General features: G+C 51.9%; 20 protein-coding genes. 7 read left to right on the top strand and 13 right to left on the bottom strand.

The annotated features are described in order from the left end of the window. Positions 1–53: 53 nt before the first annotated feature. From Enr10x_RS17105 to Enr10x_RS17090, 4 genes are all read right to left on the bottom strand, one after another. Entirely contained in the window at positions 54–497 is a 444-nt protein-coding gene (locus Enr10x_RS17105; RefSeq protein WP_145110384.1) for a DUF695 domain-containing protein, read from the bottom strand. Continuing rightward, the gene (locus tag Enr10x_RS17100; protein ID WP_145110382.1) at positions 494–2,449 is read right to left on the bottom strand and encodes a sodium/solute symporter; all 1,956 of its coding nucleotides are present in this window, start codon (positions 2,447–2,449) and stop codon (positions 494–496) included. The genes Enr10x_RS17105 and Enr10x_RS17100 overlap by 4 nt, the downstream gene beginning before the upstream one ends. Further along, a complete protein-coding gene (locus Enr10x_RS17095; RefSeq protein WP_145110379.1) occupies positions 2,449–2,751 on the bottom strand; it encodes a DUF485 domain-containing protein in 303 nt (100 codons plus the stop codon). The genes Enr10x_RS17100 and Enr10x_RS17095 overlap by 1 nt, the downstream gene beginning before the upstream one ends. Positions 2,752–2,942: 191 nt before the next feature. After that, positions 2,943–3,347: a ComEA family DNA-binding protein gene (locus Enr10x_RS17090; protein ID WP_197996068.1), complete on the bottom strand. Its 405-nt coding sequence runs from the start codon at positions 3,345–3,347 to the stop codon at positions 2,943–2,945. A gap of 281 nt (positions 3,348–3,628) precedes the next feature. On the opposite strand from Enr10x_RS17090, the gene Enr10x_RS17085 reads away from it, so the two are divergent. After that, positions 3,629–4,606, top strand: a complete 978-nt coding sequence (locus Enr10x_RS17085; RefSeq protein ID WP_145110373.1) for an alpha/beta hydrolase — start codon at positions 3,629–3,631, stop codon at positions 4,604–4,606. Positions 4,607–4,625: 19 nt separating this feature from the next. Here the strand turns inward: Enr10x_RS17085 and Enr10x_RS17080 are convergent, their stop codons facing one another. Next, the gene (locus Enr10x_RS17080) at positions 4,626–5,543 is read right to left on the bottom strand and encodes a hypothetical protein (protein WP_145450794.1); all 918 of its coding nucleotides are present in this window, start codon (positions 5,541–5,543) and stop codon (positions 4,626–4,628) included. Between the two features lie 488 nt (positions 5,544–6,031). Here Enr10x_RS17080 and Enr10x_RS17075 point away from each other — a divergent pair, with 488 nt between their 5' ends. Further along, positions 6,032–6,592 carry a hypothetical protein gene (locus tag Enr10x_RS17075; RefSeq protein WP_145450793.1) on the top strand — a complete coding sequence of 187 codons (561 nt, stop codon included), beginning with the start codon at positions 6,032–6,034 and terminating at the stop codon, positions 6,590–6,592. A 520-nt stretch (positions 6,593–7,112) separates the two neighbouring features. Continuing rightward, entirely contained in the window at positions 7,113–9,209 is a 2,097-nt protein-coding gene (gene glgX / locus Enr10x_RS17070; protein WP_145450792.1) for a glycogen debranching protein GlgX, read from the top strand. 11 nt (positions 9,210–9,220) lie between these two features. On the opposite strand, the gene Enr10x_RS17065 is transcribed toward glgX, so the two are convergent. Next, positions 9,221–9,988 (bottom strand): undecaprenyl-diphosphate phosphatase, encoded by a 768-nt coding sequence (locus Enr10x_RS17065; protein ID WP_145110361.1) that lies wholly within the window; start codon positions 9,986–9,988, stop codon positions 9,221–9,223. Positions 9,989–10,323: 335 nt separating this feature from the next. Between Enr10x_RS17065 and Enr10x_RS17060 the strand changes: the two genes are divergently transcribed. Next, positions 10,324–10,725, top strand: a complete 402-nt coding sequence (locus tag Enr10x_RS17060; RefSeq protein WP_145450791.1) for a thioredoxin family protein — start codon at positions 10,324–10,326, stop codon at positions 10,723–10,725. A 15-nt stretch (positions 10,726–10,740) separates the two neighbouring features. On the opposite strand, the gene Enr10x_RS17055 is transcribed toward Enr10x_RS17060, so the two are convergent. Both Enr10x_RS17055 and Enr10x_RS17050 read right to left on the bottom strand, forming a co-directional pair. Next, positions 10,741–12,564, bottom strand: coding sequence for a GTPase (locus tag Enr10x_RS17055; protein WP_145110355.1), 1,824 nt, complete (start codon positions 12,562–12,564; stop codon positions 10,741–10,743). 45 nt (positions 12,565–12,609) lie between these two features. Further along, entirely contained in the window at positions 12,610–14,514 is a 1,905-nt protein-coding gene (locus tag Enr10x_RS17050) for a GTPase (protein WP_145110351.1), read from the bottom strand. 377 nt (positions 14,515–14,891) lie between these two features. Here Enr10x_RS17050 and rpsB point away from each other — a divergent pair, with 377 nt between their 5' ends. From rpsB to pyrH, 3 genes are all read left to right on the top strand, one after another. Then, positions 14,892–15,644, top strand: a complete 753-nt coding sequence (gene rpsB / locus Enr10x_RS17045) for a 30S ribosomal protein S2 (RefSeq protein WP_145110347.1) — start codon at positions 14,892–14,894, stop codon at positions 15,642–15,644. Positions 15,645–15,791: 147 nt separating this feature from the next. Then, positions 15,792–16,628 carry a translation elongation factor Ts gene (tsf, locus tag Enr10x_RS17040; protein WP_145110344.1) on the top strand — a complete coding sequence of 279 codons (837 nt, stop codon included), beginning with the start codon at positions 15,792–15,794 and terminating at the stop codon, positions 16,626–16,628. 112 nt (positions 16,629–16,740) lie between these two features. Further along, a complete protein-coding gene (pyrH, locus tag Enr10x_RS17035; protein WP_145110341.1) occupies positions 16,741–17,505 on the top strand; it encodes a UMP kinase in 765 nt (254 codons plus the stop codon). Between the two features lie 30 nt (positions 17,506–17,535). Here pyrH and Enr10x_RS17030 read toward each other — a convergent pair whose 3' ends face one another. The 5 genes from Enr10x_RS17030 to Enr10x_RS17010 form a co-directional block, all read right to left on the bottom strand. Further along, positions 17,536–18,315: a class I SAM-dependent methyltransferase gene (locus tag Enr10x_RS17030; RefSeq protein WP_145110338.1), complete on the bottom strand. Its 780-nt coding sequence runs from the start codon at positions 18,313–18,315 to the stop codon at positions 17,536–17,538. A 128-nt stretch (positions 18,316–18,443) separates the two neighbouring features. Beyond that, entirely contained in the window at positions 18,444–18,926 is a 483-nt protein-coding gene (locus tag Enr10x_RS17025) for a hypothetical protein (protein WP_145110335.1), read from the bottom strand. A gap of 296 nt (positions 18,927–19,222) precedes the next feature. Then, entirely contained in the window at positions 19,223–20,095 is an 873-nt protein-coding gene (locus tag Enr10x_RS17020; protein ID WP_145450790.1) for a hypothetical protein, read from the bottom strand. Positions 20,096–20,180: 85 nt separating this feature from the next. Continuing rightward, positions 20,181–20,669 carry a Holliday junction resolvase RuvX gene (ruvX, locus tag Enr10x_RS17015; RefSeq protein ID WP_145110329.1) on the bottom strand — a complete coding sequence of 163 codons (489 nt, stop codon included), beginning with the start codon at positions 20,667–20,669 and terminating at the stop codon, positions 20,181–20,183. Next, entirely contained in the window at positions 20,653–21,732 is a 1,080-nt protein-coding gene (locus tag Enr10x_RS17010; RefSeq protein WP_145110326.1) for a mannose-1-phosphate guanylyltransferase, read from the bottom strand. Before Enr10x_RS17010 ends, ruvX begins: the two co-directional genes overlap by 17 nt. Positions 21,733–21,753: the final 21 nt, after the last annotated feature.

The raw sequence follows: 21,753 nt of genomic DNA, 5'->3' as shown, positions 1-21,753 counted from the left end.
GTTCAACTGATCTTTCAACAGGCTGGCGTGATTCCGATCGCGTCAGCCTGTTTTCAGTTGCTTTTCCGGACCTGCTGCATGAAGTCAGAATAGGCGTGCCAGTCGGGATCGTTCTGAGAATGGATCTGAATCGGCAGCGTGGGGAGATCTTCGAGTGCCTTATTGAGGATCGTCAGGGCTTCTTCCTGATCCCGCACATACCATTGCCAGTGACAGACCAGATTGCCCGTGATGAGCATGGTGAGGTGTCCCAGACCGGTCTCCCCCCAGGCGTTGACCAGCAGTTCTTCGAACAGGCTCATCTGCTCCCGGTCCTGGGGGCCGGGCTGTTTGCTTTCACTGGCTGACTGATACGGCCAGAGGATTTCAACGCGGTCCGGGAAATCGGCTGTCGCGATATCCAGGGGAATATGCGGCAGCAGACGAAACAGTACGGTCACGCCCTCTTCGACCGCGGTTGCGGTGAGCCATTCCTGTTCGGGTGGCTGCTGGTTCAACTCGTGGCCTCCTCAGGTTTAGGTTGCGTGAGCAGTGAGACGAGGATCAGCGTGAGAAAACCAAGCGGGATGGTGACCAGACCGGGCTGACTGAAGGGGACGATCGCGTCTTCCGGTGGCAGCCCGTAGATGCCTTTATAGGAGTCTGCGCTGAGCAGGATCCAGGCGAGTGAAGAGATCATGCCGACAAAGATGGCGGCTGTGATTCCCTGTTTTGTGGTTTTGGGCCAGAAGAGCAGCATCACCAGAGCGGGCAGATTCGCCGAGGCGGCGACGCTGAAGGCCCAGCCGACCAGATAGTTGACGTTGAACTCTTTAAACAGAATCCCGAGGACGATCGCGATCAGGCCGACGACAACGGAAGCGATCTTGGCGATGCGGACTTTGGCGAAGTCGTTCATTTCAATCTTCATGAAGCTCGACATCAGGTCGTGCACGACCGCGCCACTGGAAGCGATGATCAGACCGCTGACAGTTCCGAGTACGGTGGTGAAGGCAATTGCGGAGATGATTGCGAACAGCCAGTCGCTGATGCTCTTGGCGAGCAGGGGAGCAGCCATGTTGGAGTTGGTCACGTCCATCGCACCACTGGTCATGGCTCCCAGACCCATGAAGAGGGTCAGGATGTAGAAGTAACCGATGCTGCCGATACCGACGATCGTACTTTTCCGGGCACTGGCCTGGTCTTTCACCGTGTAGTAGCGGATCAGGATGTGAGGCAAAGAGGCGGTCCCGCAGAACAGGGCCAGCATCAGCGAGAGGAAGTTCAGTTTGCCTTTAATTTCCGACCCACGGATCCCGGCAAATTTGGGATGGTTGCCCGGGCTGAGGACTGCCTCGCCCGATGTCGGCTTGGGATAGTAGATGGTCAGGTCGGTGCCGTCTTTCTCCTTGATGGAATCGGAGCCCCAGAGAATGACTTCACTTTTGCTGAGCGTACTGAAGAATTCCGTGAGTCCCAGCGGACCAGTCTCGGTTTTATCATCGGGCAGTTTACTGATGCGGCCGACGGGATAGAGGTCGGTTTCACCTTCCCCGGTTCCCTGGGGCAGCCCGTTGATGATGATTTTTCCGTCGTCCGTTTTTTCCTTGTACTGCGTCTCGGAGAGGAAATACTGCTGGTCGGCCTTCTGAGTGAGCTTCCAGTAGGATGTTTTGTCGGCACGGGTGAGTTGCAGGTAGCCTTTTTTCTCCCAGGGACCCTGGTCGAGGGGGATCAGGGAGTCCTGTTCCGTGAGTCCCAGTTCCTCCCGCCAGTGCTCGATGTCATTGGTGGCAGCAGGCCCGAGGATCTGAAACTGATGTGTGGATTTACCGTCATTGACCGGATCTGTGGAAAACCCCCGCTGCAGAATCAGGACGGTGAGCAGGGTACTGAAGATAACCAGCAGAGAGCCTTTGAGGAACTGGACATAGGTCGTACTGACCATGCCGGCGGTGACGACGATGATGATCACGATTGTGCCGACCAGCAACACGCCGACGTAGTGCGGAAAACCCAGTAGCGGGGTGATCAGTGCACCTGCTCCGACCATCTGGGGAATCAGGTAGAAGATACTGACGGCCAGGGTGCTGATGGCGGCGGCCAGTTTAATGCCGCGGGACTGGAATTTGCTGTCGAGGGCATCGGCAAAGGTGAAGCGGCCCATCCGCTTGAGCGGTTCGGCAATGACGAACAGGGCCACGATCCAGCCTGCCAGATAGCCGATGGAGTAGAGGAATCCATCGTAGCCGTAGAAGGCAATCATCCCGCAGATCCCCAGGAAGGAGGCTGCAGAGAGATAATCGCCGGCAAAGGCGACGCCGTTAATGAACCAGTGGATGCCACCTGAAGCGGCGAAATATCCCTTGGCCGATTTTGCTTTCGCACCCAGCCAGAAACTGAGTCCGAGGGTGATGGCGACGATCACACCAAAGATGAGGACCGCCATCAGTGAGGGTTCGTAAAGCATTATGCGTCCTCCTGATTGCTGGAACCAGAGGAAGCAACATCATTGCGGCACAGCCAGCCATAGATGATGGCGAGGACGAATGCAGCGATGATCAGTGTGAAACCGTAGACGATGGCCAGGTTCAATCCGGCAAATACCACGACTTCCATTTTGGCAGGCGAGAACGTATTCAGAAAAACGAAGCCGCCATACAGCAACAGATAAATGGTGAACAGGATCAGACCCAGTCGCGTATTACGAGAGATCGTCTCGTGGTTTTCCTGTTCTCCCGGCTCATTGGGGCCGTGATCAAAACCTGCCATAAGAAGTAAACCCTTTGAATTGAACGCTGTTTTCGGGGGTGATCAGTCAGAAGTACCAGATCAGAAATCAAATAATGGAATGCCTATTCAACCCGGAAACGGGCGTGGAATCAACTGTCATCAGAGGGGAGCGTGAAAGAATTGAGAATCTACCGTTAAATTCCAGCAGGATCAGCGGGAACGTTTGTCAGTCAGTTTCCAGGGTTGACCTCTGGGGGAAGCGGCAGAAAATGATTCCGATTGGCTTCCAGTTTTTTGGGTCCGATGCCTTTGACGTGCAGTAAGTCGTCGAGGGAGCGAAAAGGGCCGTGTGCTTCGCGATAATCTACGATGCGTCTGGCAAGAACGGGACCGATCTGGTTGAGTTGAGCAAATTCGACCCAGGTCGCCTGATTGATATCGATCTGGTAGTCGTAGGGCAGCGGCGTCTGTTTTTCGATCTCGAGTGTTTCGGTTCCCCAGCGGGAAAGTCGAGCCAGATGCAGCAGGGAGAGGCCGAGGATTACAATCAACAGCACACCCACAAAGAACTGATCGCCCCTGCTCAGTCCCAGAAATGTCTGGGGTTCCGTTTCTTCGGGAGATTGATTCTGCATCTGCATTCCGTCTGAAAGGGGATGGAGCGACAGCTCAGGCAACCGGTTCATGTCTGAAGGAACCACGTTTTAACGACAGTACACTCATCAGTTCTAAGTCTTTACATATAAATATCATGGAGCAGCACATTCTCTGAACAGAACTGACGACTTCTATTTGACCTGATCCCCCGTTATCCATAGAATAAGAGTATTACCGACCTATCTATTGAGTCATGAGGACAACTGTTTACATTCAGTTTACAGTTACAACGAAATAATTCCAACGCCGAGGGGGTCCTGTGAGAAAGTCATTCGTCAGCATGCAACATGGTCAGTGGAAACGCTCGTTTTTCACATTTCTCTCAATGGTACTTTTGACCTCCAGTGCGTTGTTTGCACAGAGCAAAGATTCCAAAGGTCCTCCTAAACCGCAGGAACTGACCCTGACTTCGCAGGGGGGCTGGCCGATCGCGATTACTTATTATGAATCGAGTAATGCAGCTGATGCCCCTGTCGTCGTGCTGTTGCACGGGAAGGGGGGCAACAAACGGGTCTGGGATAATAAATTTGGTTCGGTATTGCAGCAGAATGGTTATGCGGTCATTGCTGTCGATTTACGCAAGCATGGCAAAAGCCAGCCCAATGTTCCCGGTGCCACGGGTAACCAGAATCAGAAGGGGAGTTCGCGCGCAGCTAACCTTTCTGCACTGGACTACAAGGCCATGGTGGTGCTTGATATGGAAACGATCTGGAAATTTCTGTTCGAAGAGCATCAGAAAAAACATTTAAACATGCAGAAGACAGCAATCATTGCTGCTGATATGAGTGTGCCGATTGCGCTGAACTATGCATTGCTGGACTGGGGTAAAGTTCCCTACGACGATGCCCCCGTGCTGGCGGCGAAGACTCCCAAGGGGCAGACCATCCGGGCGCTGGTGTTGATCTCACCAGAGTCGAAGGTCAAAGGTCTGACCTCATCGCAGCCTGCCGTGAAGCTTAAAGAGCCGCTCTTCGGAATCAGCTTCTTTGTCTGCAGCAGTTCCGGCGATTCTTACGATCGGAACTACACCGAAAAGCTGTTTTCGCTGTTGACTTCCGCTACCAATTCCAAAGGGAGAATGTTTAAAGAGACGTATCCCGGCAAGTTAAGAGGAACTGACATGCTGGGCAAACGCCTGGGGCTGGAAGTCGATATCCTCAAGTTTCTGGAAGCCTACCTGAAGAAACTCCCCGGAGACTGGTCTGATCGTCGACCGCGCTATGATCGCGAAGAATAGTCATTCGGAAGAGGGCACCTCAGGCTGCTTTCCTCTGAGTGATAGATACAGTTTCTGATTCAGCTTCGGTTTCTGACGGGGATTTGAGAGCGATCCGTTCTGAAAGCAGTTCCATTTCCGATTTGATCGCTTGAATTTCCTGTTCTTTTTCCAGGAGCAGTTCTTCCAGGCGGGCGATGCGTTTTTCCGGGTTTCTGTGCAGGAAGCGATTGACGATTTCCAGAACCAGCAGTGCCCTGTAGAGCTTCATTACCAGGCTTTTGAGGCGGAAGATCCGTGCAGAGCGTGCGAGACGCTGCAGGCGCATCGCACTGCCTGTGATTTTCAGGGTTCGCAGGAAGGCAATCATGGGCAGACAGATGACGGCCAGATCGATCCAGTGTTTGCGGCAGTAATCCAGTCTTTTCTGCTCGATGGAAATCATGATAATGAATTCCAGCGTGAACGCGAACCAGATGAAGCCGGTCGCCATTGCGGCCAGGTCAGCCAGCATGGGGCTGGATTCAATCTGTTTCTGCCAGTAATGCTCAACCGCGAACAGGGGGAGGACCAGCAGTGCAATCACCAGCATGGGGGCAGAGAACGTTTTCCTGACGCGCTCGCAGAACTGCTTATCGACTTCACACCATGCCAGGATCGGAAACCAGATGGCTCGGCCTGTCATCTGATCTCGCGCAGTGATTCTGAGTGGGGGAACCAGACAGAAAAGCAGATTCAGTTTCCAGCGGGGGCTTCCCAGGGCCAGGTGAACCATGGCTTCGATGATGAAGCAGGGGTAGAGCAGGAACAGGCTCCATTCACAGATTGCCAGAGCAAGTCCTTCTGATTCCAGGTTTCGCAGGTGCAGCATTCCCGCAAAAAAGGCCAGAAACAGAATCGAAACGACAAACATGGGTGCAGCCGCAAACTGATCGACTTTTTTGGTGTACCGGTTCATTGTTTGAGGATCGCTGTGATTGATAGACACTGGCTGGGTTTGGATTCGAGGGGCGGGGCGACTTTATATTGAATATCGGCAATTCCGTCTATTCAGGATAATCGGAACAGGCGGCTTCTCAGATGAGGGTTAGAAATCAAAATGATGACATGAGGTGTTAGCTTAATTCGATGTTTGTACGGTTTAAATAAAATAGATCTCATCTGTTAGCCCTGATATTTTACCTGACTGGATTATTGTCCCCTTTGTAAGGTCTGGTTTGTAGGAATGTTGTCGTAAATGTTACATTGTGGCTGGCTGAGGTGTTGCGATAATGATTTTGTGGTTATGGTGAAATGTTTTGTAAGATGCTGATACGAAATGGGATAGGATTATATTTGTTGTGGGGTGTGAAAGAAATGGCATGGCGAATGCATTAGTGAATAGTCACCACGTGGTGGTTTAAATGACATCAGTTTTATGACTTTCACAAATGTGGAGAAATCGCAATGAAACGTTTATTTCCAACGCTTGCAATTTGTCTGGCGACCATGGTTATGGTTTCCGAAAAATCGAATGCCGCTGAGTTCAGCACTGCCAGCCTGACCACACCGGTTCAGACTGCCTATTCTCAGCCTCAACCCGGAAGCCGGGTGATGGATGTGCTCACTTTTCCGTTTCGGGCAATCGCAGCACCTTTCCAGGCTCAGCCGCAGCGGGTTGCTTACCAGCCTTATTACGGTCAGGCCAGTTATGGAACTTCCAGTTGTCCTAATGGCAGATGCTATACGGGGACAGGTTACAGCAGTTCGTGTACGACTGGTAACTGTGGAACCGGTTATGGTAGCTGCTCAGGTGGAAGCTGTGGCATGGGCACGGGCAATTGTCCTGGCGGCAACTGCGGGGTTTCCCAGTACCGTTATCCTTCCCAGAGTTACCCATCCTATGGTAATTCCAACTGGAATGTACGTCCGCAGTATCGGACCTACCGTCCAGTGGCTCAGCCGGTTTACCGTAATTCTGTTCCTGTGTCGACCAATTCAATGCGGAACGACCCTTTCTTCCCCTGAGGCGTTTCCCGTAATTGATTGCAACCCAGGTTCATAACTACAGGATAAACAATGCGGTTAGGCAAAAACTGAGCTGTGGGGTCTCCCGCAGCTCAGTTTACTTTTGGGGAAAAAGATTCTGATTCGAAAAATATTCTGGGGAAACCTGATTTGCGTGTTAAAATGCCTGCAGCTGACAAACAATTTATATGTAAACTGAGTATTAATTGTGTAGTAGATAAAACTTGTATTATTTCGAAGTTATTCTGCAGGCGTAGAAGATTCTCAGGTTCGCCTTGGGAATTAAAAAAAGGAATGATTATTCTTCAGAATGACGTCGAAAGAGTATTAATACGAGGAAATCTGGTTTAGAAATATTCAGCTTAGACCGTGATTTCAAAACGCGTGTCTGCTGATATAATTGAGATAAATAAACTGTATTGGACTGAAAACTTTGATTTCTTTTTTCGTGCTCAGGAGAGAAAATCAGGAATTTTCAAGTAACGGACTCAATACAGTACTTGTGAGGATCAGGTAATAGATGGGTCACGAATTGGTACACTCTCTCAGCTCCCCGATTCATTCGATGCATACTTTTTCCTACGGAGCGATTCCGCAGGATAACGGGGTTCTGTTTTCTGTTTATAGCCGCTCTGCCACTGCAATGTGGCTGCTGTTGTACAATCATGTCGATGATCTTGAACCTTCTGAGGTCATCAGGTTCAATCAGGAATACGGACGCCTGGGAGATATCTGGACTGCCTTCATTTCCGGGATTGGTCCGGGGCAGTTGTATCACTTCCAGGCAGATGGTCCTTTTCAGCCGGAAATTGGACAGCGCTTTGATAAGCGGGCACGGCTGATCGACCCATATGCCAAAGCGCTGGCAGGCAATTTTCAGTCTTCTCTCGACGGGATTGTCCGTCCGCCTAAATGTGTGGTCGTGGATGACCAGTTCGACTGGCAGGGAGACCGTCATGTGCGGCATCATCTGGCTGACACGGTTGTGTACGAAATGCATGTCCGTGGCTTTACCAACTCTGAGACCAGTGATGTGAAGAACCCCGGGACCTACCTGGGAGTCATCGAAAAAATTCCCTATCTGATCGATCTCGGCGTGACTGCAGTTGAGCTGATGCCCATTCACGAATTCCCGATGAATGAGGCTGATGGTTCGTTTACCGATCATCAGAACTATTGGGGTTATGAAACACTGGCCTTCTTTGCGCCGCATCGTGGGTATGCAACCAACAGGGAGCCCGGGGCGCAGGTGCGCGAGTTCAAGGAAATGGTACGTGCCCTGCATGAAGCGGGAATTGAAGTCATTCTCGATGTAGTGTTCAATCACACTGCCGAGGGGAATGAGAACGGTCCGACACTCTCTTTCCGCGGACTTGAAAACCAGGTCTATTATCATCTGGAGCAGGGCGGTAAATACTATTCGAACTATTCCGGTTGCGGTAACGCCATTAACGGGAATCATCCCGTTGTCCGCGAAATGATGTTCCATTGCCTGCGGTACTGGACCTGCAATTATCACATTGATGGATTCCGCTTTGACCTGGCTTCGATCTTGAGCCGCGACCGCAGCGGGCATCTCGTTCCGAATCCACCCCTGGTGGAAGCGATCGCAGAAGATCCCCTGTTGGCAGATACCAAGCTGATCGCCGAAGCGTGGGATGCGGCAGGTGCTTACCAGGTGGGATCGTTCTCACATATCCGCTGGGCGGAATGGAATGGCCGCTACCGCGATGATATCAGACGGTTCTGGCGAGGCGATATGCCCTCACTGGGCGACTATGCCACACGAATCTCCGGTTCGAGCGATCTGTATCAGAAAACCGGTCGTGAGCCGTTTCATGGTGTGAATTTCATTACAGCGCATGATGGTTTTACACTCAACGATCTGGTGAGCTACGAACATAAACACAATTATGCTAACCGCGAAGACAATCGCGACGGCGAAAATAACAACATCAGTATGAACTTTGGTGTGGAAGGTCCTACGGACGACCCTGCCATCAATGCCATGCGCGAACGTCAGATTAAAAACTTCCTGGCGACCCTCTTTTTGAGTCAGGGGGTTCCCATGCTGCTCTCAGGCGATGAATGTCGCAGAACGCAGCGGGGGAACAACAATACTTACTGCCAGGATAACGAAATCTCCTGGTTCGACTGGTCGCTGGTCGATAAGCACCGGGGCCTGTATCGCTTCTGCAAAGAGCTGATTCATTTCCGGTTAAACGAACCCACGCTCCGGCAGCGGAATTTCCTGACAGGGCAATCCGATGGCGTGGAAAAACTGCCGGATGTCAGCTGGTATAACGTGATGGGTGAACCCGTCAAATGGGATCATGACAGGCATTGCCTGATGTGCATCCTGGGGGCGAGACATACATCCAAACGGATCAAAGACGGCTCGGACCTGATGATCATGGTTAACTCCTCTCCTGATCCGCAGGCGTTTGAATTGCCGGATGGCATCAAACCGAAAGCGTGGAATCTGGTGATTGATACATCAGCACGTACTCCGCTGGATATCTTCCCCAAGCGGGATGGAACCACGCTCTACCCGCGTGTGGCTGTCCTGCCTCCCCGGTCGCTGAAGTGTTACGTACGTCGGGCAGGTCGACGGTAAATCCGCGACTCTCAGATGAGTTGCATGATTACGATGATGATTCCCACGGGGATGCACCAGTACGCGAAGTAGTGGAGTTTCCCCTTTTCCAGCCAGCGTACGAGCAACCAGAGGGCGACAATCCCCACGACGGCGGAAATGATGGCACCAGCCGCCAGCAGGCTCAGGGGCGTTGTCAGGTGCTGGCTGGAGATGATCTCGGCAGTTTCCAGAATCGTCGCGCCGGAGATAGCCGGAATCGCCAGCAGGAATGAGAAGGTGGCTGCTGACTGGCGTGACATGCCGGTCAGCAGGCCGGCGACAATCGTGCTGCCACTCCGCGATATGCCAGGCAGAATGGCAAACGCCTGTGCGAAACCGATCAGCAGTGCCTGCTTGTAGGTGATCTCTGTATAACTCTTGTCAGTCTGCGGGATGCGGGGAATCATCAACAGAAACAGCCCGGTGACAGGCAGCATGCAACCGGCGAGCAGAGAGCTTTCCAGGTAATGTTCGGCGAACTTCTTGGCGGTCAGCCCAATGACAACCACCGGCAGTGTGCCCACGATCAGCAGAGGAATGACCTTCAGGTCCTGGCTTAGCAGTCGAAAAATGGTGCGGCGGTAAAAGATCAGGATCGAAAGCAGGGTACCTGCGTGCAGGACAATGTTGACGTCAGTCTGATCCGATTGAATCTCCATAAGACTTTCGACGATGACCAGGTGTCCAGAGGAGCTGACGGGCAGGAACTCTGTAATCCCCTGAATGATCGACAGCAGGAACATTTTCAACCAGGTCATGAGCGTGTCTTTTCAATCGATAAGAGGCTGGATTGGCTCGGGCAGCGTATTGAAACCGATCCAGGCTGTTTTATCCAAGGTCAATTTGCGATCGATTCAGGCTTGGACAGGATGGGGCGTAAGTCTTGATTTGGATTACTATTACGGGGGATTCTGAGTCAGCCATCTAAGTAGGAAACAGTAGAATCTATCAAAAAGACTCTATAGCGGGGAATTGGAATCTTGTCAATTTGAGTCGACTTTGACGGTTGAACCGGTTAGTTCGACACGCTATTGTGGTCGGCTATTGTTAATGACGTTTCGAAATGTCCCTTTTCAAATTGTAATGGATCACAATGAACACGCTCATTCCAGCAACGATGGTGCTGTCTCTTTCTCTGGCACCAATGCAGGCAGTGGAAGTACCTGCCCTCCCCGAAAACGTAGCCAAATTATTCCAGATGGAAGAAGATGTTTCCAATCATCAGATTCTGGTGTTTACCGCCAGCTGGTGTCCTGCCTGTGTGCAGATGAAAAATAACGAGTTCCCCGCTCTGCGAGACAAGAACTGGGAAATCGGTGAAAGCAAAGCGAGCCACATTCGTCTGATCGACGTGGATCAACATCCCGGGCTCACGGATAAATATAACGTGCAGTCGCTGCCCACGCTCATCCTGGTGATTGATGGCAAAGAGGTCAGTCGCTCCGGATCTTTGAGTGCCTACAGCATTGCAGAGATGTTTTACAATCGCAAATAATCAACTGCGTTCTGGCTAACCTGAGCCGGCTTTCCCGGTCGGTTCCTGTACTTTCCAAGCCCCCAATATCCGGGACGAGGCGATTTCTGTACGCAGGTGATGGACTTCGCCTCCCATGCGTTCCAGGGAATGCTGCAGGCTGTGAACCTGGCGGCATTCCTGTTCCAGCAGTGGAAACAGTCCATGTGACAGTTTCGCCTGGGCGAGCTCATCCGAGAGCTGGTTAATCTCCTGTTCCAGTCCACGCTTCAGTTTGCGCGTGAACATCATCACCAGAAAGCCGGTCCAGAACAGGAAAATGACTCCGGCTGTCACATAGAAGTCGATGGGCAGGATCCGTGATTCGTTAAAAAACGAATCCAGAAAGAAGTTTCTACCGATCCGGACCAGCGCATAAATCACAAACGCCAGGAACAGGCTTTCATAGATAAGGCGAGTGAACCAGCCCGAGTTTTTTCGTGCCAGCTTGCTGATGATGCCATCAATCTTCGTGCCCGCATCACTGAGAAATTCTTCCTCCACAAAAGCCGCTTCTGTCTGCAATTGTTCCAGCGAGTCTGCCAGTGGTGGTTGATTCTGCAGACCAGCCGCCTGGGTGTAGCCGTCGATCAGCAGCTGGGATTCGCGAAGTGTGTTATCATCGAGCCCAAAGGAACCGATGCGTTTCAGCCGATCTTCAGCCGCCTGCTCCTTCTGGCGATTCCCCAGCCAACGGGCTCCCTGCAACGCACCGATCAAAGCGACCTGGGCCGAATTGCGGGCTCGAAACAGACTGGCCGAGGCGATCAGGTTTCCCAGACCATTGTAGAGACGCAGCATCATGGCAAAAGGGCTGGCGCCCCACGAATCAGAGATGCAGGAGAGGAGTCTGCGTTCCCAGAGATTGCGGCTGATCAGTAATTCCGATTGGAGTTCCCGCGACATCTGGGTTGTAAGCGTGACATGCTGCTGTTTCAGGAAGGATTCCAGTTCGTGGATTTCCGGCAGATTCCGTTCAAATTTCTGTGTGCAATGATCAATGGCATGCTGTATCAGTTCCAGCAGGTTGGCCCGTCGAACCTGTAGACGTTCGGATTTTCCGAGTTGGGTGCTGAGGATGTTCTGCAGGCTCGCGAATTCCGGATCGACAGGGCGACCGGCGAGCTGATCTTCCAGGGCACGAACCGAATCGACAAAGTAGATCTCGGGGACGTCAAACTGCTGAGAAAGCTGCGCCCGCCAGTCTTCCCGAATGTCATCGTCCAGGCCCGCATGTGTCTGGACGAAAATCAGACGACGCCCCACGGCCGCTTCGCGAAGTTCTTCAGAGACCCGTGCGGAACGGTACTTCTGCTGGGTCGAGGCATACAGCAGGATATCGCAGAGGGGAACGATGTGCTGCAGTCGGGTAAGGTTATTTTCCCCTTCCGTTTCTTCTGAGGTATCCGGGTCGGGGCAGTCGATTAGAATAATATTCCGCAGCTGATCCAGCGGTTTCTGTTCCACCTGAAACTGGCTCAGGTCGAGTCCCAGTCGGTCCAGATCCGTGTCAGGGTGCGCAATCAGCACCGGCTGTGTGGTTGTGGGACGCTGGCGACCCGAGGTCGTGCAATAGGAGCCGATCAGGGCATTGACCAGACTGCTTTTGCCGGTTCCAGTCCCCCCAAAGGTGGCAACCACCAGCGGCGATTCCAGACGAATCCGCAGCATGTCCAGACGGGGAAGCAGCTGCTGGATCACGGCCTGGCACTGTTGTGCCGTTTTCCATCCGGTGGGCTGCTGACTCCAGTTGGTCAGTTGCTGGATCAGTCCATCCACGGCTGCCAGCATTTCAATTTGTGCGATTTCCGACGTGGGCATGAGGAATCAGGTCCTGTGCTAAATTCATATTCGCCTGGACAGGCTCTAGAGTGAGACCTGCAGTTGTTTCAATTCTGTTTCGAGTTCAATCGTCAGTTTCTGGACCACCAGATATGCCTCGGAGTCGGGCAGAGAGACGGCTGATTTCAGTTCTTCCGGCAGTGTTTTCAACAAGTGTTCGCGGATCGCAGTTGCCAGCCATTCGGTTCGTTTTTGGGCGAAGACGGCATGGAATCTGCGAAACTTTGCTTCGAGGTATCCCATCCCGGTGGCAGTCGTACTGCTGACGGCGGTCTCCCCGACCGTCGTGGTTGCGGCGCCCCCGGCAACGTCACCGGCGACGTTGACCACCGACTGGATCATGGTATCGGTAACCAGTTGCGTGCCTGCATCGCCCACGGCGCCGAAGCCCACGAAGAACAGGCCTACACTCAGGGCGGGACGACCGACGGCTGCCACACGATCCAGTTGTTTGAGGAACGTGTAATACTGGGGGCTTTCCTCTTTGAAGAACGTCATTTCCCGGTCAATCAGTTCTTCGAGCTGGCCATCAAAATCGAATGCAGCGTGTTCCTGATGCAGGATTTTAAGTAATTCCTCGCGCGAGGTTCCCTTGAGCAGCGATTTCAGGCGGTTGGTGAGCAATTCATTTCCCAACTCGCTGACCAGGGTCAGACGATCGTAGATCCCTTCGACCGTCTGCAACACCACTGACCATTCCTGTTCGCGATAGAGCTCCATGGGAGGTTGTTTTTCTTCGGTGGCCAGCGAATGCAGGTATCGCACGGGCCAGAGCACACCTTTACCAATCGCATTGTAGAAACCGTGGACGTGAGCCGACCAGCCTTCCCGCTGTTCCTGCCACCACTTGCGAATCGCATGCACGATGACGGGATTGGGTACCAGGGGCCAGTTATCAATCTCAGCCAGTTCATGTTCGGAGAGCAGCTCCGATGCAGCCAGAAACTCCTGGCTCCGGGCCTTGATTTCCCGCAGGTAAGCGGGCACACCGGTCTCCTGGTCGCTCAGATAGTGGAGTGCCCCTTTGAGAGTGCGGACTTTGATTTCATCGAAATGCAGTTCGGAGAGAACCTGCATCAGGTTTAGAGGAGAATCGGTCTCGGGTGTTTCCGCTTTCAGATTTTCTGAGCTCGCATCAGTCGCAGGTTCAAAGAAACGCCGATAAAAGGGGAGCTGCAGATTGTTGGCTGCCTGTCGGTCATTGGGGGCAATGAATACGAGTTCCGGATCGACTCCTGTTTCCTGGCAGAACGTATTCAACCAGAGAGGCCAGTACTCTTCGTCGTCGGGCAACTGGCATTGATTGAACACGGTGATAATGACTTTCTCTTCCCGCGCTGCTTCGCGGAAGAACTTTTTGACAGCCGCGTCATTGTATTTCTGCTGCGTCAGCACGGTCACCAGGACATCAGCAGACTGCCGGATGCGTTCGGCTCGTTCCCAGTTGACCTCAGCATCGCTGTCGATGTCTGGCGTATCCAAAACCAGCAGGTTCGGGGCCAGGGGGCTGCATTCCTGCCAGAACAGGAGGTGCTGTTCATCGGTTCTGAGAGGGTCTTCTGCAGATGACCAGGGAACCAGCTGGAATCCCTGGAAGACTTTTGTCAAATCGTGCCGATTTTCAAAGCCGGAGGGAACCAGGCAGACCGGGTGTCTGGTCTGTGATGCCAGTGGGCTGATGGCGCTGGTCTGCTGGTTTACCAGATGATTGAAAATCACGCTTTTACCGATGTTGGTCCCGCCGACGACGGCGACGACCAGATAGATCTGATCCGCCAGCTGGGGAATCAGTTTCCGTTCCAGTATCTCAAACCACTCGCGGCCAGCCAGACCGGGAAGTTCCAGCTGAGCGGACTGCTGCTCCAGAGCGCGCAGACTGTCTCTGAGCTGGCAGGTGGTGTTGGAAAATACGTGCAGTGTGGATGACATATTTGCTTTTCGATTGAGTCGCTGTGGAATGCCGGGATTCTGTATTCTAATACATTCGCAACAGGTGACAGATTCTTAACTTAAACGGGCTTTTCAGGAGTATATCGACTCCCGCTATTCAGGATGAGACCAACTTCCCGGAACGGGTGCTTCAAATTCGATTCAATTCCCTGAATTAACGGTCGCATGGTTTGACGGGCGCCGATAACTCCGATAGTATCCATCCATTCGCACGCCGCAGTGTTGTCAGCTCAGAGTGCGCTTAGAGAACTGGAATTTCATGACAGACGCCTTCAGTAGATAAGTCTATTGATTGTATTTACTTAAGAACGTGGCCCCTGGCAGGTCATGTGCCCTTTAAAATGAGGAGTTAGAAGATGGCTGATTTAGTTGTTAAAGATATTCTTGAAGCGGGTGTTCACTACGGCCACAAGACCAGCCGCTGGAACCCCAAGATGCGTCCCTACATCTACGGACGCCGGAATCAAATTCATATCATCGACCTGAAAGAAACGGTCCGCGGAATTCTGCGGGGCAAAAAATATCTGGAACGGGTCTCTTCACAGGGCAGTCTGATCCTGTTTGTTGGAACTAAAAAACAGGCCCAGGGCCCGATTCGCGATGCCGCGATCGCTTGTGGCATGCCTTATGTAACCGAACGCTGGCTGGGTGGGGCACTGACCAACTTCCGGACTGTGCGTAACCGTCTGAAACGTCTGGAAGAGCTGGAAACACTGGAAGAAACCGGCGAAATCAATTCTTACTCGAAGAAAATGCAGTCCACACTGCAGCGTGAAAAGCGAAAAGTCTTCCGTAACCTGAACGGTATCCGAACCATGAACCGTCTGCCGGAAGCACTGGTCGTTGTCGATCCAACCAAGGAAAAGAACGCAGTTCACGAAGCCCATATTCTGGGGATCAAAGTGGTCGGTCTGATTGATACCGATTCTGATCCGGATGAAGTCGATCTGCCGATTCCCGGTAACGATGACAGTATCCGTTCCATCCGTCTGGTGATGAATCAGCTGGCTTCTGCCGTGATGACCGGAAAAGAAAAACTGCCCGACACCGGTAAAAAAGATGAAAATGAAGGCGGCGAAGAAGATTTAAAGCCGGTACCTTCTCTGTAATCGAGTGTCTAAGAAAGACAGTGATCGTGACTGCTGCTGATCTGGTTGACTGGCCGGTCGGCAGCAGCACAATGAATATCAACAATTACATCGGATTAGAATTTAAAGCAATTTCCCAGTGAATTGCTTACGAAGGAGATGACTGAGATGGCTGAAATCACAGCAGCAGCCGTGAAAGCGTTACGCGAAATGACTGACCTGCCGATGATGGCATGCAAAAAAGCGTTGCAGGAAGCAGATGGCGATCAGGATAAAGCAATTGAAATTCTGCGTGAAGAAGCTGGTAAAATTCAGCTGAAGCGAAGTGATAACGCAACCAGTGAAGGTCGGATTACTGTTCTGACCAGCGATGATGGTTCTGATACTGTGATGCTGGAAGTGGTCTGTGAATCAGCACCGGTTGCCGGTGGTGAAGATCTGGTCAACTTTTCGAACACCTGTGCTGTTCAGCTGCTGGCGAATCCGGAAGTCAATACTGTTGAAGAACTGCTGGCACTGCCTTCTGAAAAGTCAGCCGGGAAAACCCTGAACGACGACTTCATGGATATGCTCAACAAGATCCGTGAAAAGATCGTGGTTTCCCAAATCGCTCGTGCCAAAGCTCCCTGTGGCAGCTATGTGCACCATGACGGCAAGACTGGCGTTCTGTTCCAGGCTGCCGGCGATGCTGCTGATGCGGAACTGCTGCGAGGGGTCGCGATGCACATCGCAGCTCTGAAGCCTACCGTTGTCAAAGAAGATGAACTCGATTCTGCTGTTGTTGAAGAAGAGCGGAATCGTCTGATTGAAGAAGCCAAGGCCACCGGCAAGCCCGATAATATCATCGAGAAAATCGTTGATGGCCGAATGAAGACTTTCTTTGTTGAGCAGGGTGTACTGGTTTATCAGCCGTTTGCTGTTGATGATTCCAAGACCGTCAGCCAGGCTCTGGCAGAGAAAGGACTGGAAGCTGTTTCATTCACCCGTTGGGCGATTGGCGGCTAATATAAATTACCGATAGACGCATGCGTGCCCCGGGCGCGCGTGCGTTTTTTTCTACACTGTCTGCACTCCGTATCTAATCTAAGCAACTTTTCTGACATTGAGGAATCCACGGATGAATGATTCTCCTGCTCCCCTGTTGAAACCTGCCTACCAGCGTGTGCTGCTCAAATTGAGTGGCGAAGTTTTCTGCCGTGATGGAGAAGGGGGCATCAGCATGTCAGAGCTGGAGTCCATTTCAGCGCAGATTAAACGGCTCGTTGATTCCGGGGTGCAACTGGCAATCGTCTGTGGTGGTGGAAATATTCTGCGGGGGAAACAGTTTTCCTCTTCCAGTGGTTCGATCAATCCAGCGACAGCGCACTACATGGGGATGCTGGCGACTGTCATTAACGGCCTGGCTCTGCAGGATGCTCTGGAAATGGCCGGAGTCGCGACACGCTTGCAGACTGCGATCCGGATGGAAGGGGTCGCGGAACCATTCATCAGAAGACGCTGTATCCGGCATCTGGAAAAAGGCCGTGTGGTGATTCTGGCTGCGGGGACCGGTAGCCCCTTTGTAACCACAGATACCGCTGCCGCCTTACGTTCTCGCGAAATCGATGCCGATATCCTGCTCAAAGCGACCAAAGTTGATGGGATTTATTCTGACGATCCTGAAAAGAATCCCCACGCGGTCCGTTTCTCGGAAATCAGTTATCAGGATGTTCTGCATAAGAATCTGCAGGTGATGGATGCCCAGGCCCTGCATCACTGCATGGAACACGGAATTCCGATTCTGGTGTTCAACTTCCGCAAAGTGGGGAATATCGAAAAAGCCGTTGCGGGCGAGAATATTGGTACCCGCGTGCTTCCCAATGCCGAAGCGAGCGAAGGGTAATTACGGATTCTGCTTTTTACAAGCAGCCGACTATTTCTTCCGCAGAATAAAGACAACATCTTCGGTCCGCGCATCAATCTTGATGGTAAAGTCCATCTCGTACATGAAGTCATAGAGTTCGACCACTTCCAGTTCGGGGACTTTGGCCAGTAACGCGTCAAACTGGGGGGCGGTGTAGGTGCGATAGTCCATCGTGTCAAACAGCTGGAACTGGCGGGTCGGTGTATAGACATCAAACGTCATTTCCAGATGCTCGTTGCGTTTTTTCAGATCCGTCCAGATGGACTGCATGTGCGAGTTGATCTGTAGATTTCCTCTACGGGCTGACCAGCTTTCGCTCTGCATCGGTTCGCCTTCCGTTGGAGTCAGATGCAGTCCCAGGATATACAATCCTCCGGGTTTCAGGGCATTTGCCACGCATTTCAGATGATTCTCTGCAGCCGTCTCGCTCGGCAGGTGGCGGAAGCTGTTGATCGTATTGAACGCAGCGTCTACGGGCCGTTTCAGCTTGAAATCGGACATGTCCCCCAGCTCTGCGGAGCGGGGAAACCCACTGCGTTCCAGCCGGTCGTTGCAGTATTTGATGGCATGCGGATTGAGGTCGTTACCGGCTACCTGATAGCCTGCCTGAGCCAGTTTGATCAGTAAACGTCCGGTCCCACAAGCGGGTTCAAAGAGTCGTTTGACCTTACGGGTGGCATGCTTTTCAAAACAGTTCTGTAGAAAGTCAAATTCCGCTTTCCAGTCATCACCAAAAATCAGGTCATAGTATTTCGGATAGTCATAGAGGTGGCCTTCGATGCGTTCCATGTGATTTTCTTGCTGTTCTGTGTCGTAGCTGGGGCGTGGCGAATTTGTGCTGGAAATGTTCAATCAATAAAAAAAGCCTTGAGCAGATGTTATAGTCTGCCCAAGGCTGATGTTCAACCAGCGGTGGATTAATCCAGATCCACGATATGATTAATCTTGGGAGCAATGGGTCTATGTGACTCTTCGGTTACGTTGCCGGGACCATGCACGTAGTCAATCGATGGGTTTTCACCCAGACCGACATACAGGGAAAGGGTGTAATTCTTGAAAAAGCCTTTCCAGGTGTATTGCTTCATTTCTTTGCACATATGTGTGTATTTGTCTGCAGGACGAGTGCTGATGATGGGAGCGCCTGCGATATAAGGGGCAATATCATTCAGTCTGAGATCCTGGTTGAGATCGAGTTTTTCAGCCTGTGCCTGCTGCAGAGCGATTTCGGTTTCATGTGCATAAGTCTGGGCATAAAAATCGAACATTGCCAGACAGAAGATGATTGTACCTGCAGTCCAGATGATTGTTTTAACAATGGACTGAATTTGCGTCTGGTGGTGGGCAGTTGTGGAGGGATACAGTGGGCGCGCTTCGGGCGCATCAATAGTGATCGTAGACATCTTCGTGAGCCTTTCAAAAGGTCCTACATAAGGCGGGTGTAGGTTAAAGGTGGGAAATTAAAGGCATTACTCTCTAAGTTTTTTAGGCGGGAACGTTTAACAAAGCTGGTGGGATGTTACCTCCTGAATGTTAATGAGACAAAGTCAAAGCGTTAAATTCTCAAGAAACTTTCCAGTTTACTGACCAGTTTCGCCTGATCATGCGATAAGTACAGCTTCGATACTCTAATGTTAGGGAAAACAGGTGGTCGTTGACAAGTCATATTTCAAAATTGCAGGAAAATATGACCGTGTGTTCATATGTCTCTATTGAGATCCAGATCGTCAAATCTCTGATCCTTCACCATGAATTGTTTCAAATCAAATTTCCCTTTGAGTTCAGCGTCGATCAGTTGCAGTCGCATCTCAATTTTATGTAATCGTGCCTCTAAAGCCGGATGAAATATGAGTTTATCTGGTTTGGCCAGACTGCGGGGAACTTTGGGATACCCCAGTTGTCGCTGCAGGGCAGCAAACATGTATAGCGGATCCCGGTTGTGATTCGCTTTCGCAATTCTGCCATCCTGACTGCTGAACAGAATTGGAGAGCTGGGTTCAAAGTCGGCATTACCCGGTATGCGCCTTTGTTCATCGACAAAATGCTGGGATCGTAAATAGAGCAGATCGGCAAAATCGACGGCACCGAGCTGAATCTTGAGTTTGCGAATCCATTCCGACCAGTCTGCATCGTACTGTGTGTCCCGGGAGATCGCTTCCAGTCCGACGTGATAGCCGAGACGATTACGTGAGATGCATTCAAACTGATAGATAAACAGGCCGGCACTGCTGGGAGATTCAGAACGATATTCAGCCTCCCGTTCCAGGATTTTCAAAGCCGTTTTCTGATCGAATTTTGATTTCTCATCTTCCGCATTTTTGAGGATAAAGGTCTGAAACGGGGTGAAGTAATGCGCGAGTTTTCCCATTCCATCCGAGATCCGACCGGTCAGCAGCAGTTCGCTTTTGAGAAAGTCGATTGCCATCGGAAGTTTGGTGGTTGCCAGAATCTCTTCGTAAATCGTGGCCAGAATGACCTGCGAGGGAATCGCATCTTCCAGCCGCTCGCGATAGTTGCGGAAGAAGTAGACCTGTTCGATATATTCTTCGCGATCCAGAGGATGTTGTTTCATCAATGTCCGTTCGTGTTTCTGATCTGACATAGTTCAGTAAGCAAAGCGTTTTCATCTATTATACGGGAACAGGGACGGAATCGGTTCAAAAAGATTCCGGTTTTTGGTCGCGGTTCGGACTGTCCAGAAACGATTGCAGGATGATCTGTGCGGCCAGCTTGTCCAGATAGGCTTTCCGTTTATTCCTGCTGATATTCATATTCATCAGGAATTCTTCAGCGGTGGCAGAGGAATAACGTTCGTCCCAGTAGCGGACAGGGATCCCCGCAAACTGGCTGATCCAGTCGCCAAAGCGGCGGGCCTCTTTCGCTTTCTGACCCTCGTCGCCACTCATGTGTACGGGAAGCCCGACCACGAGCCCCCGGCACTGATATTCTGTGATGATTTTCTGCAGGTGCTTCTGGTCCTGTTCAGAAGTCTGACGCGTGTAATTATCAAGCGGGCTGGCGATGTTCTGTTCTGCAGTCGAGATCGCGATGCCGACCCGTTTTGTGCCGTAGTCCAGTCCCAGGAGTCGACCTTCTGTCGGAAAATCGGCTTCGCATGGCCCACTGATTTCAGAGGTATCGTTCATAACCCCGCTCCTTCAATGCATTCACCAGATCTTTGATGGCTGCTTCATCATCCCGGGGGGCAATCAGCGTGGCATCCGGCGTATGCACAATCAGGCAATGACTGACGCCGAAAGTCGCTACCAGATGATCGTCAGTCGTACGAATGATGCTATCCGAAGTCTTGATCCCACAGTGCAGTCCGACCACGGTATTTCCGTTCTCATCGGTGGGGAAATATTTCTGCAGTGTGCTCCAGTTGCCGACATCATCCCATTCAAACTCAGCCGGGACCACTGCCAGAGATTCCCTGGAATGTTCCAGAATGGCATAGTCGATCGAAATCGATTTCATCGAAGCAAATTCCTCTGCCAGTACTGTTGCATATTCTGGAGTCCCGATCGAGGCCGCAATTCGATTTAAAGCTGAATGCATTTCCGGCTCGTATTTTTTCAGGGCCTGCAGAAGCGTCTGGGCTTTCCACACAAAGATGCCGCAGTTCCAGAGGTATTCGCCGCTGTCGAGATACTGCTGTGCGGTTTCCAGGTCCGGTTTTTCTTTGAAGGCAGCTACCTTCATACCCGGTCCGGTTGCGGGACTGATCTCCGCGCCGGTCTGAATGTAACCATATCCAGTCGCGGGAACATTCGGAGGCACTCCGATCAATACCAGCGTTTCCGAATCCTCATCGATCAGGTTCACAGCGTGCTGAACTGTCTGCTGGAATCCGGAAGCGGGACGGATGACATGGTCTGAGGAGACTACCAGCATGGTTGCCTCAGGATCCTGTTTCAGCAGGTGAATGGCAGCCAGCCCGATGCAGGGGGCGGTATTGCGAGGCACTGGTTCGACCAGAATGTGTTCCGGGTTTAATTGGGGAAGCTGTCGCTGGATTTCCGGTGCCAGCGTCGCGTTAGTGGCGATCCAGGTCTGGTCGGCTTGCGAAAGCGGGCGGCAACGGGTTACCGTCTCCTGAATCATGGTCTCTTCGCCAACCAGTTTGAGCAGCTGTTTGGGCATCGCTGTTCGGCTTTGAGGCCAGAACCGCGTACCACTGCCACCCGCCATGACCACCGTATGCAGCATTTTTGTTTCTCCAGATACGAG

This window comes from Gimesia panareensis (genome assembly GCF_007748155.1).
Classification (GTDB): Bacteria; Planctomycetota; Planctomycetia; order Planctomycetales; family Planctomycetaceae; genus Gimesia; species Gimesia panareensis.
This window is presented reverse-complemented; position numbering and strand designations above follow the sequence as displayed.

What these genes read in the sequence shown, in the direction of transcription:
- Enr10x_RS17100 (WP_145110382.1), bottom strand. Translation starts at nt 2,449, where the DNA reads ATGCTTTACGAACCCTCACTGATGGCGGTCCTCATCTTTGGTGTGATC.
- Enr10x_RS17095 (WP_145110379.1), bottom strand. Translation starts at nt 2,751, where the DNA reads ATGGCAGGTTTTGATCACGGCCCCAATGAGCCGGGAGAACAGGAAAAC.
- Enr10x_RS17090 (WP_197996068.1), bottom strand. Translation starts at nt 3,347, where the DNA reads ATGCAGAATCAATCTCCCGAAGAAACGGAACCCCAGACATTTCTGGGA.
- Enr10x_RS17080 (WP_145450794.1), bottom strand. Translation starts at nt 5,543, where the DNA reads ATGAACCGGTACACCAAAAAAGTCGATCAGTTTGCGGCTGCACCCATG.
- Enr10x_RS17075 (WP_145450793.1), top strand. Translation starts at nt 6,032, where the DNA reads ATGAAACGTTTATTTCCAACGCTTGCAATTTGTCTGGCGACCATGGTT.
- glgX (WP_145450792.1), top strand. Translation starts at nt 7,113, where the DNA reads ATGGGTCACGAATTGGTACACTCTCTCAGCTCCCCGATTCATTCGATG.
- Enr10x_RS17065 (WP_145110361.1), bottom strand. Translation starts at nt 9,988, where the DNA reads ATGACCTGGTTGAAAATGTTCCTGCTGTCGATCATTCAGGGGATTACA.
- Enr10x_RS17060 (WP_145450791.1), top strand. Translation starts at nt 10,324, where the DNA reads ATGAACACGCTCATTCCAGCAACGATGGTGCTGTCTCTTTCTCTGGCA.
- Enr10x_RS17055 (WP_145110355.1), bottom strand. Translation starts at nt 12,564, where the DNA reads ATGCCCACGTCGGAAATCGCACAAATTGAAATGCTGGCAGCCGTGGAT.
- Enr10x_RS17050 (WP_145110351.1), bottom strand. Translation starts at nt 14,514, where the DNA reads ATGTCATCCACACTGCACGTATTTTCCAACACCACCTGCCAGCTCAGA.
- rpsB (WP_145110347.1), top strand. Translation starts at nt 14,892, where the DNA reads ATGGCTGATTTAGTTGTTAAAGATATTCTTGAAGCGGGTGTTCACTAC.
- tsf (WP_145110344.1), top strand. Translation starts at nt 15,792, where the DNA reads ATGGCTGAAATCACAGCAGCAGCCGTGAAAGCGTTACGCGAAATGACT.
- pyrH (WP_145110341.1), top strand. Translation starts at nt 16,741, where the DNA reads ATGAATGATTCTCCTGCTCCCCTGTTGAAACCTGCCTACCAGCGTGTG.
- Enr10x_RS17030 (WP_145110338.1), bottom strand. Translation starts at nt 18,315, where the DNA reads ATGGAACGCATCGAAGGCCACCTCTATGACTATCCGAAATACTATGAC.
- Enr10x_RS17025 (WP_145110335.1), bottom strand. Translation starts at nt 18,926, where the DNA reads ATGTCTACGATCACTATTGATGCGCCCGAAGCGCGCCCACTGTATCCC.
- Enr10x_RS17020 (WP_145450790.1), bottom strand. Translation starts at nt 20,095, where the DNA reads ATGAAACAACATCCTCTGGATCGCGAAGAATATATCGAACAGGTCTAC.
- ruvX (WP_145110329.1), bottom strand. Translation starts at nt 20,669, where the DNA reads ATGAACGATACCTCTGAAATCAGTGGGCCATGCGAAGCCGATTTTCCG.
- Enr10x_RS17010 (WP_145110326.1), bottom strand. Translation starts at nt 21,732, where the DNA reads ATGCTGCATACGGTGGTCATGGCGGGTGGCAGTGGTACGCGGTTCTGG.